This is a genomic window from Bacillus solimangrovi (genome assembly GCF_001742425.1).
Lineage (GTDB): Bacteria > Bacillota > Bacilli > Bacillales > Bacillaceae_N > Bacillus_AV > Bacillus_AV solimangrovi.
The window spans coordinates 1-13,462 of sequence record NZ_MJEH01000063.1 but is presented as its reverse complement, the minus strand read 5'-3'; the positions used below and the strand labels follow the sequence as shown (position 1 = coordinate 13,462).

The following is a 13,462-nucleotide window of genomic DNA, read 5'->3' as shown; positions in this document are numbered from 1 at the left end:
TTATCCCCCTTTATTATTTAGCTTGATTCGACACAAAAGCCTTTCCATTCTTAATCATATCTAGATGCAAAATGCATTCAAAATCACCTTCTGAAGAAAGTGCCCCATCGTGTAAACCAATTAACACCTTATGCACGACTATACGTTCTTCCCCCATCGTTATGGTGACAACATCTGGTTTAACAGCTAGTAGCATTTGGTTACGTGTGCCAAGTCCTTGAAATGGAATTAACCGCAACCGCTTTCCCCAATTTGATGGGAATTCTACCATTCCAATCGTCTCAGGGTGATGTACAGCGTTAAGCACTTCATGTGGAATTTGTGATTGTGCATAAACTATATCAATAATCATTACAGGAGTTTTTGTTACCGGATCATATAGTTTATTACCACTATCTATTAATCCTTTCATAAATAAAATAGTTTGCCCAATGTCAATTTCAACTTGTACGATATGCTCTGTCTGAAATGAACGTGTTTCCACCTCAGAAAACTGTTTTTTTGAAAGTACCCAAATTAATGGAAATGTGATTAAGACAAACAACCAACTAGCAGGACTACCAAAGCCCCCTGTTTGAGTTTGTAATACACCATTTGCAATCGAACTCTCAACTTGAAGAAAATAATGAATTCCAATCATTCCGCCACCAACCATAAATGTAATAACATAAAAAGTAAGTAAGCCTTGAAGAAAAAAACGGAATTTTCGATAACCGAAAGCAATAAATATAATTAAGAATGAAAATAAGAATTTACCAATCGGTTGTGTAGCAAAGAATGACAGTGGTGAAAAATAAAGTAATACGGTAGATGAAGCAATTAAACTACTTACTATAAGTCTCCATTTCGAGAGACGCCTCTTCAACACAATCGCAGTTAGCGCTATTAAGCTAAGATCTATACAAAAATTCAATAACCAAATGATGTCTAAGTAGACAACCACTCAACTTCTCCCTTCTATAGGATTAATTGAACTATATGTGTAAGTTAGTATACAAAAGAATAGATTTAAAGTCTGTCAATTGATGACAGCTATACGAAATAGTTTTTGACATATTTTTGATTATTTTGTCTATCCTAAAAGGGAATTTTAAACAAAAAAAGCATAGCTTTGTAAGAAACAAAGCTATGCTTTTCATATAATATTAGTATTAATTGTATTGATCTATCTACAGAAGAACACTTATAAATAATATTATAAGAGTAATAAAAGCTTAATCACGGCGACGTTTTCGATTGCGTAAAAACGTTGGAATTTCTAACGTATCCTCTTCAGGTTGATGATTGAAAGAAGGTGTTCTCGGTTGCTCAACTTCGACATCTTCCCTCTGTCTTGGCTTCGGCACAGTATTAGTATTAGTGTTCGTATTGCGATTATTTTGCATAAGTGGACGACGTGGTTTCGGTTGACTTAAATCAATATCATTGAAACCTGTCGCAATAACTGTAACAACAATTTCATCTTTAAGATTATCGTTAATAACTGAACCAAAAATCATATTTACTTCTTCGTCAGATGCTGATGATACAATATCAGCTGCTTCTTGTACTTCATATAAAGATAAGTTTGATCCGCCTGTAATATTCATTAATACACCTTGTGCACCATCAATTGATGTTTCAAGTAATGGACTTGAGATAGCCTTTTTCGCTGCCTCAGCTGCTCGGTTTTCTCCAGTAGCAATTCCGATACCCATCAATGCAGAGCCTTTGTCAGACATTATCGTTTTTACATCTGCAAAGTCAAGATTAATAAGACCTGGAACTGCGATTAAATCTGAGATACCTTGTACACCTTGGCGAAGCACATTATCAGCTTCTCGGAATGCTTCGAGCATCGGAGTATTTTTATCAACGATTTCGAGTAAACGATCGTTAGGAATGACGATAAGCGTATCGACATTATCTTTCATTGCGTTAATACCGCCACCCGCTTGAGTTGCACGTTTCCTTCCCTCAAATGTGAATGGACGCGTTACAACACCCACAGTTAGAGCACCTAACTCTTTCGAAATTTGTGCAATGACTGGAGCAGCACCTGTTCCAGTTCCACCACCCATACCAGCAGTAACAAAGACCATATCTGCACCTTTTAATGCCTCTTCGATTTGCTCTTTACTCTCTTCAGCAGCTTTTTTACCTACTTCTGGATTCGCACCTGCTCCAAGTCCACGCGTTAGCTTACCACCAATTTGCATCTTTGTTTCTGCCTTTGATAGATTAAGAGCTTGCGCATCTGTATTTACTGCTATAAATTCTACACCTTGTACACCGTGTTCAATCATTCGATTAACGGCATTGTTACCTCCGCCGCCAACACCTATTACTTTTATGGTTGCTAACTGGTCCAATTCTGTATCAAATTGCAACATAATTAATCCTCCTAATCATCCATATTGCTAAACTAGTTCGTCATTATTCGAAGAAATATCCAATCCATTGTTTCACTTTCTTCGAAACATTTTCTTTGTTTTTTTGCTTTACTTTTTTTGGTTTAGACTGCTGAGTCTCTTTCGTTGAAGCATTCTCAACGGCTGACTCTGACACAGCTCCATTTACTTGTATCCCTTGTAACCTTGCTTGACGATGTATGTATTGAATTAACCCAACACCAGTCGTATATTGTGGTTCTCGAACTCCAATATAGTCTGGACTCGCAATTCTTACATTATGTCGCAATACTTCTTCTGCTAACTCTAGTACACCAGTCATCTTTGAGACGCCACCTGTTAGAACATAACCTCCAGGTAAATCACGATACCCCATCTTCCGTATCGTATCTTGAATAATTTCTAGCATTTCTTCAAGTCTTGCCTCTATAATATCAGATAAATCCAACTGACTGTATGTTTCTTTCGTATCACTTCCGATAATTGGAACACTGAACACTTCTTCCTCAGAGGCCATGTCATAATGGGCATATCCATATTTGACTTTAATCCGCTCAGCTTCCTCCGTTGATGTGCGGAAACCAATCGATATATCCTTTGTCATATTCATGCCCCCAAACGGCAACACTCGTACACTTTGCAAATGGCCAAATTCAAAGATAGATATTGTTGTTGTTCCTCCACCAATATCAATTAGAGCAGAGCCCATATTTTTTTCATCTTTTGATAACGCAAAGTGACCAGCTGCGAGGGGTTGTAATGAAATTTCAGTAATTTCTAGACCTGCTTTTTCAACGCAACGTAAAAGGTTATGTAAAACGGTTTTTGCAGTTGTGACAATTGTACCTTCAAGTTCTAACCTAACACCTATCATTCCTCTAGGATCATTTATTTCACCTAATCCATCCACAACAAATTGATGTGGAACAACGCTAATAATTTCTCTTTCAGGTGGAACAGAGATAACTTGTGCAGCATCAATCACTCGTGCCACATCTTCATTGCCAATCTCTTTATTTTCACTGGAAACTGCCACTACACCGTGACAAGGCATAAGTTCAACATGGTTCCCACTTACTCCTACAATCACACGGTTTATATTAACGCCTACCATTCTCTCTGCTTGTTCAACTGCTTCACGAATGGAATAGACAGTTTCATCTATGTCTACGATTGATCCTTTCTTCAATCCTTCTGATTGAACGTTACCCACTCCAATGATATTTAAGGAATCATTAGATACTTCTCCAATAATTACTTTAACATTGGATGTACCGATGTCTAGACTTACATACATTTCACTGTTGTTCATTCTTTGGCACCTCCTTAACCCTTATCCAAACAGCTTTCTCATTTTCTTCAGCAATTTCAATTATTTAATTAGTATTTGTTCAGTAAAAGCTTAGATAATCAAAGTATTCAACAAGGAAGAGAGTTTCCCTTTTAAAAAAAATGTTTTTTTTCAATTTCCTCGTGATTTCGTCCATTTTTCAAGTAATATTCGTCTAATTACAGCGATGTTTCGGAAGAGTCTAACTCCAAATGCGAATACCGCCGCTAAGTATAAGTCTACACCAAGATGTACGCCTAGAAAAGCTAAACCCGCAGCCAATAATATATTAGAAAAGAAACCTGTCGCAAACACTTTATCATCAAATGTGTGTTGTAACTGAGCCCTGATTCCACCAAATAATGTGTCTAACGCTGCAAGCACAGCTATAGATAAGTAATTAGAATAGTCACTAGGTACTGTGATATTCGTTAATAGTCCTAAAAGGACACCTATCAACAATCCAAAAAACGGCAACCACATATTAGCTTTTCTCCTTTTCATTCTTCACTGGTTCCATATATTGAATTCGTAACGTTCCATCATATGCAGGTAAGACAATATCTGACGAAATGACAGAAGAAAGACTTAAATTTTCAATTGCGAAATCGTCCTTTGCCTGAGAAACCTCAAGGTGATTATGAAGTTTCTCTGCATTTTTAGCAATAACTTTAATGGTTAACGGTAACGGGGGAATTGGCTTAACGTTAACATACGTTTTTCCATTCACATCACGAATTGGTGTAGTCGATATAATCCGTTGATCTGCAATTGCAATTGCTTCAGCCTGATACATATTTAATTCATTAATTAAGCGAGTTAACAACTGTGGTGAAGGAGTTTCATATGATTGACCGTAGATTGACTCACTAAACAATGGTTCAATTGTTAAAATTACGCCTTCTCCTGTTTTTTCTGTCAAACCAATTTTCTCTTTTAACGATTCTTTTTGTTCCTTCAACGCAGCTTCTTGCGACCAAACTTGATTTTGGTCGTACTTTTGTAACACTTCGTCTACATTTAATATCTCATTACTTATTTTAGATTGTAGTTCTTGTTCTGCTTTCAAATCTGCACGTAACTCCCACATATCCCTCGTATCACGCACAACTGTTTCTTGATTCGTTTGAAACTGAATTGCCAGCATGAACCCGAGGACGACAGAAATTAGTGTGATTGTTATAACATTACGATTTCTCAATTGTCATCACCTTTTCTGTAAAAAAGTTCGAAAAGCTCGGGTATAGTCATATCGGATATACCATCATTGATACAATAGAACCTTCTATTGTACGTTGTTATTATGTTCGTCTTATGAATCTGAAAGCTGTCCTGATTGCCCAAGATGTGGTTCAAAAACAACTTCTTCTTTCTTTTCAATTCTCACTTCAACGTTATCACTTAACAACTGATCCTTTACCCCTTGATCTAAGTTCATAGATTCATACAGGTCATCAGGGTTGCCAATTGCAGTAACAACAAATGGAGCTGCATGTTCAATTCCGTCAACAGTAATCACAGGGCCTACACAAGCAATATAAGAGTTGTGAAACAATCGTTGTCCATTAATGGCAATCCCTTTTGCTCCAGAAGATAGTAGTTCATTAATCACTTTATGAACATGGCCATCATGAACAATATATTGATTAATATTTTCACCATCTTGTACATAAGATGCATCACGTAGCGTTACTTCTATCCCAGGTCCTGATACTTTTATATCTCCTGCGAACATCCTTAATTTCTCAACATCCTCTACTAAATTGAACAGACCTTTTTCTTTAGTCGCTAACTCTGATTCGATTTCGCGTACTTCTTCTTGTTTCTCAAAAAGTTCCTGTTGCAATTGTCTCGTACGTTCTTCTTGTTTAATTAGCTGTTCTCGATATTGATACTCCTTATCCCACTGATTTGCATTTGATTGTTGTTCTCCCTCGACATTCGTAAGCTGATACGAAAATGAAACGATAAAACCGATCATAAGTAGAGCGAAGGAAAGAACAGCATGTTTACCTTTCGTCTTCATCACTTGTTTCACCTTCTATGTCTTGTTCAATTTGATATGATTTAAAGTAAGCACCCACTTCTAAATGAATAACACCTTGCTGCTCTGGTTTTAAACGGCTAGCAATCGCTGGATATGCAGTCATTTTTTCTGCAAAATCACGAATTGTTACACTCACTTCACGTCCATCATTCATATAGAGTGTCACATGTAACGGATCAGACTCTGTGGGTGTATGGTGAATTTCAGAAATGTGATTTTGAATGCTAGGTGGAACTTTCCGAAGTTCTGCTGCCATCTCTTGTAGTGCTTCACTAGGTTCCCAATTCATCAAGATTGGTGCACCTGATGGGATATAAGCATCTTCTAGAGGAGCTAATACTTCCCCAGTTTCAAGGATAGGATGGAATTGTCCTTCATGTAATAAATATGCTGTACGTTGGTATTCCTCAATAAGAATTTTAACGGAATTAATGAACTGTTTGTCCACAATCGCTTTCTTTACCTCATCATGGTTCTCAATTAATGTGGATACTTTCCCCTTTTCAACTTTCCAAAAATTATCACTTGTTGATAGACCACTTAATGAGATGATCTGTTCAGTTGAAATGAACCTATTACCGCTAACTTCTATAGAAGAGACCTTGCTCAGCGGAGATTGAAAATATAAAATTATTGCAATTAAGACGAAAAAAAAAGTTATGTAAAAAACAAAACGGCGATTGGCACGTTTCTTTCGCTGTTGCTTCAGCTTTGGTATTCTATCTTCAATAGAGACAATTTTCCCCTTCGCCATTTTCATCCCCCGTACACGTCAAAATCACCTTTTACAAAAGATATGAATTATTTTTCTAAAAAATATATTAGTAAGTAACTAAAAGTACTTATCTTTCTTACATATGGTTTTCAGACGAGAGAAACGGCATTACAATATGCCGTTTCTTGTCTACTAATGAAAATATTATAGCATAATTTAACGTTCATTCTCACCGTGTTTCGCCAATAATTTCAACTTCTGTTTCCATTTTTACACTGTATGCTTCAAGGATAGTTCTTTGGATATAGGCGATAAGATCTAACACATCTTTAGCAGTAGCATCCCCAGTATTTACAATAAAATTACCGTGTAGATCTGATACTTGTGCTCCACCAATTTGATGCCCTTTCAAACCGGCATCTTCTACTAACTTTCCTGCATGATTCGGTAGTGGATTCCGAAAGATACTGCCTGCACATGGATAATTCCATGGCTGTGTATCTCTTCGATAGTCTTTATGCTTTTGCATTTCGGCCGTAACCTGTTCTTTGTCTCCTTCACTCAAACTAAGTACAGCTTCAACACAAATACCAGGTCGTGTTAATTGTAAAACCGACGTACGATAAGAGAATTCCATTTCTTCGTTTGTTAGCCATTCAGAACTGCCATCATTGAACACAATTCGAGCTTTTTTTAGAATCTTTGACATATCCGATCCGTGTGCACCAGCATTCATATAAACTGCGCCACCAACTGAACCAGGAATTCCTCCCGCAAACTCTAAGCCTGATAACCCTTCACGACTCAATACTGTTGCTAATTTAATGATTGGAAAACCTCCACCGACCGTAACTTCGGTACCAGTTTGTTCTAAGTGATCCATCCCTTTTCCTAACTTAATTACAACACCTTTAATACCTTCATCTAGAACAAGAAGGTTTGAGCCACGACCAATCACACGCCATGGCATCTTTTCTTGATGTAAGATACGTAATATTTCCTGTAATTCGTCAGCATCTTGTGGTTCTACAAAAACTTCTGCAGGGCCACCTATCTTCATTGTCGTATGTTTTGATAATGGCTCATTTTCTTTTACATCATTAATACCTGCTTTTTTGAGAAGTTCGACTATTTCTCTCATTTTCATCCTCCTCAGTGTTTTTTAATAAGTTCACTCATACATGTGTAAAGATTCATTGCTGCATTTGGCATCCCTAATTCTCGGGACTTTTCACTCATTTTAAAACGATAGTCTTTATCAAGCATTATCTTGTCAATATCTGCTAATAATTGCTCTGAATTTAAATCTTGTTCAAGGCGTAAAATTGCCGCATCATGATCACTTAAGGCACGCGCATTTTTTTCTTGGTGATTGTTTGTCACATATGGACTTGGAATTAATATACTTGGAAGACCAAGTGCAGTAATTTCTGCTAAAGTAGTAGCACCTGCACGTGCTACAATACAATCCATGCTACCGAGAATTTCTGGCATGTTATACACAAATGGCTTTATTACAACATTTTTTGGATTATTTGAAAGCTTGACTGCTTTCATAACTTCATCATAATGAACATCACCTGTTATATACAGAACTTGATAATCACGTTTTCCAACCTCATTGAGTGCCTTTAGAAACGCATCATTAATTGGACGAGCTCCCCTGCTTCCTCCTACAATCAATACGACTGGTTTATTAACGTCTAATCCAAGCTCTTTTTTGGCACGATCGTTGTGCTGAGAAGAGACTTCAGACGCCCGTGGATTCCCTGTTAACAATGTTTTCTGTTGAGGAAAAAATGATCCCGCCTCATTAAAAGATAAAGCTACTTTATCTACGTATCGACTTAGAAACTTATTTGTTAATCCAGGGACACTATTTTGCTCATGTACGACAGTAGGAATTTTCAGTTGAGTAGCAGCATACACTACAGGACCACATACATATCCACCTGTTCCAAGAACTACATCCGGCTGAAACTCTTTTAAATACTGACGGCTTTTCTTCGTACCACTAATAAAACGCATAACTGTTCTCACATTTTCAAAAGACAAGCTTCGTTTAAAACCAGAAATTTCAATTGTTTTAAAAGGAATGTCTTCTTTACCAATAATTCGAGATTCTAGACCTTTTTCTGTACCTATATATAATACTTCAGCGTGTTGATCATGTTTTTGTAATTCGCGGATAAATGCAAGTGCTGGATATATATGTCCACCTGTTCCTCCGCCACTCACTACGACCTTCATGGTAACCCTCCATTAGCAATATCTTTACGTTCATTTTAGTATACAATTTTCTTTCTATTGTTGTATCTACCCTAACTGAAATCATACTGATACACGATGAAAGAATACGAAACTACAATGAACGATCATTAATTCTTTATTAAAACTCAAAACGAGAGAAACCCTGTATACACAGGGTTTTTCAATACGATGCGATACACGCTTACTTAGTAAGCGTGTATCGCATAGGTTCATTAGAATAGAAAGAATACTATTTGTCAATATTTTCTTTCACATCTACGATATATTATTCAACTTATGTCTAGTTCGTGAAGAATTGACCACATACATTCGTGTTCACAAACGTGCATATCGACTAATATTTAACAGAATACCTACTGCCATAAGTATTAATGTTAACGATGATCCACCATAACTTAAAAATGGTAATGTGATTCCAGTAACAGGCATCAAACCTGTTACAACTCCGATGTTAATCATCACTTGGATCGCGATCATCGATACAATACCAACCGCCATAAATGCACCGAACAAGTCAGGTGCACCTAATGCAATACGTACTCCTCTCCACAACAGAACTCCGAACAGTAAGAGGACAAATGTCCCCCCAATAAAACCAAGCTCTTCAGCTAGAATCGCAAAGATGAAATCAGTTTGTGGTTCAGGCACATAGAAATACTTTTGTCTACTGTTACCTAAACCTAAACCAAGAAGTCCACCAGGTCCAATCGCATAAAGAGATTGGATAATTTGGAATCCACTCCCAAGTGGATCTTCCCAAGGATCTAGAAATGAAGTAATCCGTTTGATTCGATAAGGTGCTGACAAGATTAATCCAGCAAACCCAGCAACCCCCACTAGGCCAAGTGCAACGAAATGTGCAATTCTTGCGCCTGCGGTGTATATCATAACTACACAAGTTGCGACAAGCACTGTACCTGTACCAAGATCTGGTTGCAACATAATCATTCCAAATGCAAACATAACTAGACCTAATGAAGGCACAAGACCTTTCTTAAACGAAGTAATCTTCTTCTGATGTTCACTTAAATACTTAGCAAGGAATGCGATCATTGCAAGCTTCATAAATTCTGAAGGTTGAACTGAAAAAGCTCCTACACCAAGCCAACTTCTCGCTCCTCCTCGAACAAGTCCCACACCAGGAATAAGTACAATGACTAATAAGCCAAAACAAATTAATAATAGCAGCTTCGAATAATCACGCCATGTCCAATATTCAATGTTCATCATAAAAAACATCGCAAAGATACCTGCTCCAGCAAATAGTAGCTGCCGTTTAGCAAAGAAAAAACTATCATCAAACTTATACTCAGCCCATATAGCACTTGCACTATAAACCATAATCAAACCGATAGCGAGCAGCAATAACGTCGTTAACACCAATACATAATCTGGTGCTGTTCGTTTATGCAAAATGCAGACACCTCAAATCCTCCGCAATAGCAGAATTGGTCAAGCCCTCACTTTCAGTGTATGCACGCATTTTATAAACATGTCTCCACGCTCTTCAAACGTCTTAAATTGATCCCAACTTGCGCAAGCTGGAGACAATAGAATAACGTCTCCTTCATCAGACATACTGAAAGCTTCCTCGACGGCTTGTTCTAAATTATCGACATGTTCAGTATGTTTCATTCCTGCTTTGTCTGCCGCTTCAAGCAATTTTGATGCCGTCTCACCATATGTTACGATTCCCTTTACGTTTTTTAATGAAGGCACAAGTGCATCAAAATTATTTCCTCGATCCAAGCCGCCAGCAATTAATATCGTCTGCTCATGAAATGCAGCTAATGCTTTTTGCGCAGCAAGAATGTTCGTTGCTTTAGAATCGTTATAAAACTTCCGTCCCTTAACGGTATCTACATACTGCAAGCGGTGTTTAACTCCAGTAAAAGTTTCTAATACACGAGAGATGGCCTCATTTGTGACACCAATTGACTTCACCACTGCAACTGCAGCTAAAATATTCTCTAAACTATGTTGACCTGGTAAAACAATATCTACAATGTCAATAATTTTTTCATCGTTAAAATAAATAGCATTTTCTTTTACGAATGCACCCTCTTTCAGCTCTCGTATCGTAGAGAAGAGGCATTTTTTTGCTTTAATATTTGCAGCGGCTGACATAACTTCTTGATCATCCGCATTTATTACCGCAATATCTTCCTTGGTTTGAGACTTAAACAGCTCAGCCTTTGCAGTTATATAATTTTCCTTTGATCCATGGTAATCAAGATGTGCATCAAATATGTTTAATAAGACACTGATTGAAGGGCGAAATTTTTGAATTCCCATCAATTGAAAAGATGATAATTCTGTAACAAGCCACTCATCAGCTGAAGCATCTTGAGCTATTTCACATGCAACATTTCCTATATTTCCAGCTAATCTTGCAACCATACCTTCGCTTTTCAACATTTCATATATTAATGTTGTCGTCGTTGTCTTGCCATTACTACCTGTAATACCAATGATAGGTGCTTCACTAATCAAATACGCTAATTCTATCTCGGTTAAAATTGGAATATTTCGCTTCTTAGCATCTTGTAATAATGGTACATGATAAGGAATACCTGGGTTTTTGACGATGTAATCAAATCCACGATCTAATAATCCTTCTGGATGGCCTCCGCCTATGACTTCAATCCCCTGTGCTTCTAGATTTTTAACTTCTGAGTTGTTGGAGACATCTTGTTTATCATTAACGACAATTATTGCACCTAAACGACGTAAAAGCTTGGCAGCGGCGACACCGCTCTTTGCCAAGCCTAAAACAAGAACCTTCTTTTGTTGAAAAGTTGTAATTTCCTTCATGTTAGATCCACACCTCGATATAGATTCCTAGACATGCAAACAGCAGTCCTACGAACCAAAAAGTTACGACCACGCGCCATTCACTCCAACCAACTAATTCATAATGATGATGAAGTGGACTCATGCGAAAAACACGTTTCCCAGTCGTTTTAAATGAAATAACTTGAATAATAACGGATAACGTTTCAATGACAAAAACGCCACCAATAATAACGAGTAAAATTTCTAATTTTAATAAAATAGCAACGGTTGCGATTGCACCTCCCAGAGCAAGGGAACCTGTATCACCCATAAATACCTTTGCTGGATGAGCATTAAATACTAGAAATCCTAAGACCGCTCCAACGACCGCAATTGAAAAAACAGCAATTTCAAATTGACCTTGATACCATGCAAGAATTGAAAAAGCCCCAAACGAAATTGCCGCTGTACCAGCAAGCAAACCATCTAAACCATCTGTTAAGTTTACTGCGTTTGAACCACCGACTAGCATAACAATAATTAACAAGAAATATACAAAACCGATATCAAAACCAAAGTTTGTACCTGGTATTGTTATGTATGTAGAAAATGCAGTTCCTTTTAACACAACGTATACAATAATGGCGATAACCAATTGACCGAGCAATTTTTGCTTCGAAGTCAATCCGAGATTTCGTTTCATAACTACTTTTATATAATCATCTAAAAATCCTAATAATCCATATGAGAACGTAACAAAGATTAATAAATAAGTTTCCCACGTAATGGACATGTATCGTGCTGTCATAAGAATTGTCGATACAAGAATAGCGATTATGATCATAACGCCACCCATAGTTGGTGTTCCTGATTTCTTTTGATGTGATTTTGGTCCTTCATCACGTATACTTTGCCCAAATTTCAGGCGACGCAAAAATGGAATAATTATTGGTGAAAGCAGTGCTGCAATAAGAAATGAAATGACTAATGTAATGACAATTCCTGAAACGTCCACTGCTTACCCTCCCTTCGTTCTACTGTTTTAACTGTAATATTAATGTCTCAAGCTGAAGCTTACGAGAGCTTTTAAATAACATAATCGTTTCTTCATTCGCTAACTCATTTAACATACTTACGGCTTCATCTTTATTAGCATATGCATGTACTTTGATTTTTTTACGTTTTCTTTTACATTCATCTGCAATCCATGCTGCCTTTTCTCCAATTGTAATAACATGTGTGATAGATTCGTCAATTACACTGACAACGCTTCGATGAAGAGCTTCTTCTTCATCACCTAATTCAAACATGTCACCTAATACAACAACGTATTGTTCAAGCCCTTCAATTTCTTTTAATGTCTCAATAGCAGCCTTCATCGATGTAGGTGAGGCATTATAAGCATCATTAATGAGTGTGACTTCACTTTTACCTTGCTCCATTTCGAATCTCATTCCCGTTAAATCCACTTCCAGTAATCCTGCTTGAATATCTTCAACAGGAATTTCATAACGGGCTCCGAGTGAAATAACATAAGAAGCATTTTTTGCGTGATGTTTACCAATCGTTTTGATTTTATATTCCCCAAATGATCCCACACAAAAGCTCATTTCAGTCCCTGTAATTTCAACATTACTAATGAGAATGTCATTTTCTTCATTGAATCCACATGTAATTAGATCATTTTCTACAATGCGATTTGTTAATAGTGGTTCATCCCCGTCAATAACTACAACCCCATTAGGTTTTAAACCCTCTAAAATCTCTAGCTTCGCAGTTGCGATCCCTTCACGAGTCTTCAACTGTTCCAAATGTGAATCACCAATATTTGTTATAATTGCAACATCTGGCTCAGCTAAGTTACTTAAGAGTGAGATCTCTCCTAAGCCACTCATGCCCATTTCCAAAATAAGCACCTCTGTATCTTCAGGCAT

Annotated in this window: 13 protein-coding genes; all 13 read right to left on the bottom strand. The window is 37.2% G+C overall.

What is annotated here, in order from left to right; genetic code table 11:
* Nucleotides 1–13: 13 nt before the first annotated feature.
* The gene (gene spoIIGA, locus BFG57_RS16985; protein WP_069718692.1) at nucleotides 14–943 is read right to left on the bottom strand and encodes a sigma-E processing peptidase SpoIIGA; all 930 of its coding nucleotides are present in this window, start codon (nucleotides 941–943) and stop codon (nucleotides 14–16) included.
* A 271-nt stretch (nucleotides 944–1,214) separates the two neighbouring features.
* A complete protein-coding gene (gene ftsZ, locus BFG57_RS16980; RefSeq protein WP_069718691.1) occupies nucleotides 1,215–2,372 on the bottom strand; it encodes a cell division protein FtsZ in 1,158 nt (385 codons plus the stop codon).
* 43 nt (nucleotides 2,373–2,415) lie between these two features.
* Nucleotides 2,416–3,702: a cell division protein FtsA gene (gene ftsA, locus BFG57_RS16975; RefSeq protein WP_069718690.1), complete on the bottom strand. Its 1,287-nt coding sequence runs from the start codon at nucleotides 3,700–3,702 to the stop codon at nucleotides 2,416–2,418.
* A gap of 150 nt (nucleotides 3,703–3,852) precedes the next feature.
* Nucleotides 3,853–4,203, bottom strand: a complete 351-nt coding sequence (locus BFG57_RS16970) for a small basic family protein (RefSeq protein ID WP_069718689.1) — start codon at nucleotides 4,201–4,203, stop codon at nucleotides 3,853–3,855.
* A 1-nt stretch (nucleotide 4,204) separates the two neighbouring features.
* Nucleotides 4,205–4,921, bottom strand: a complete 717-nt coding sequence (locus BFG57_RS16965) for a DUF881 domain-containing protein (protein ID WP_245676787.1) — start codon at nucleotides 4,919–4,921, stop codon at nucleotides 4,205–4,207.
* 111 nt (nucleotides 4,922–5,032) lie between these two features.
* Nucleotides 5,033–5,746: a DUF881 domain-containing protein gene (locus tag BFG57_RS16960; protein ID WP_069718688.1), complete on the bottom strand. Its 714-nt coding sequence runs from the start codon at nucleotides 5,744–5,746 to the stop codon at nucleotides 5,033–5,035.
* Complete coding sequence (locus tag BFG57_RS16955) at nucleotides 5,730–6,521, bottom strand: cell division protein FtsQ/DivIB (RefSeq protein WP_083249320.1); 792 nt, start codon at nucleotides 6,519–6,521, stop codon at nucleotides 5,730–5,732. Before BFG57_RS16955 ends, BFG57_RS16960 begins: the two co-directional genes overlap by 17 nt.
* A gap of 190 nt (nucleotides 6,522–6,711) precedes the next feature.
* Nucleotides 6,712–7,623, bottom strand: coding sequence for a UDP-N-acetylmuramate dehydrogenase (gene murB, locus BFG57_RS16950; protein WP_069718686.1), 912 nt, complete (start codon nucleotides 7,621–7,623; stop codon nucleotides 6,712–6,714).
* A gap of 11 nt (nucleotides 7,624–7,634) precedes the next feature.
* Complete coding sequence (gene murG, locus BFG57_RS16945) at nucleotides 7,635–8,732, bottom strand: undecaprenyldiphospho-muramoylpentapeptide beta-N-acetylglucosaminyltransferase (RefSeq protein ID WP_069718685.1); 1,098 nt, start codon at nucleotides 8,730–8,732, stop codon at nucleotides 7,635–7,637.
* 336 nt (nucleotides 8,733–9,068) lie between these two features.
* Entirely contained in the window at nucleotides 9,069–10,166 is a 1,098-nt protein-coding gene (spoVE, locus tag BFG57_RS16940) for a stage V sporulation protein E (RefSeq protein WP_425388528.1), read from the bottom strand.
* A 39-nt stretch (nucleotides 10,167–10,205) separates the two neighbouring features.
* Nucleotides 10,206–11,567, bottom strand: a complete 1,362-nt coding sequence (murD, locus tag BFG57_RS16935; RefSeq protein WP_069718683.1) for a UDP-N-acetylmuramoyl-L-alanine--D-glutamate ligase — start codon at nucleotides 11,565–11,567, stop codon at nucleotides 10,206–10,208.
* Nucleotide 11,568: 1 nt separating this feature from the next.
* Nucleotides 11,569–12,543 (bottom strand): phospho-N-acetylmuramoyl-pentapeptide-transferase, encoded by a 975-nt coding sequence (mraY, locus tag BFG57_RS16930; protein ID WP_069718682.1) that lies wholly within the window; start codon nucleotides 12,541–12,543, stop codon nucleotides 11,569–11,571.
* A 19-nt stretch (nucleotides 12,544–12,562) separates the two neighbouring features.
* Nucleotides 12,563–13,462 (bottom strand): UDP-N-acetylmuramoyl-tripeptide--D-alanyl-D-alanine ligase (locus BFG57_RS16925; protein ID WP_069718681.1); only part of this gene is annotated, 900 nt, incomplete at its 5' end.

Bases quoted from the DNA above. Each gene is read 5' to 3' on its own strand.
- ftsZ (WP_069718691.1), bottom strand. From the start codon at position 2,372: ATGTTGCAATTTGATACAGAATTGGACCAGTTAGCAACCATAAAAGTA.
- ftsA (WP_069718690.1), bottom strand. From the start codon at position 3,702: ATGAACAACAGTGAAATGTATGTAAGTCTAGACATCGGTACATCCAAT.
- BFG57_RS16970 (WP_069718689.1), bottom strand. From the start codon at position 4,203: ATGTGGTTGCCGTTTTTTGGATTGTTGATAGGTGTCCTTTTAGGACTA.
- BFG57_RS16960 (WP_069718688.1), bottom strand. From the start codon at position 5,746: ATGAAGACGAAAGGTAAACATGCTGTTCTTTCCTTCGCTCTACTTATG.
- BFG57_RS16955 (WP_083249320.1), bottom strand. From the start codon at position 6,521: ATGGCGAAGGGGAAAATTGTCTCTATTGAAGATAGAATACCAAAGCTG.
- murB (WP_069718686.1), bottom strand. From the start codon at position 7,623: ATGAGAGAAATAGTCGAACTTCTCAAAAAAGCAGGTATTAATGATGTA.
- murG (WP_069718685.1), bottom strand. From the start codon at position 8,732: ATGAAGGTCGTAGTGAGTGGCGGAGGAACAGGTGGACATATATATCCA.
- murD (WP_069718683.1), bottom strand. From the start codon at position 11,567: ATGAAGGAAATTACAACTTTTCAACAAAAGAAGGTTCTTGTTTTAGGC.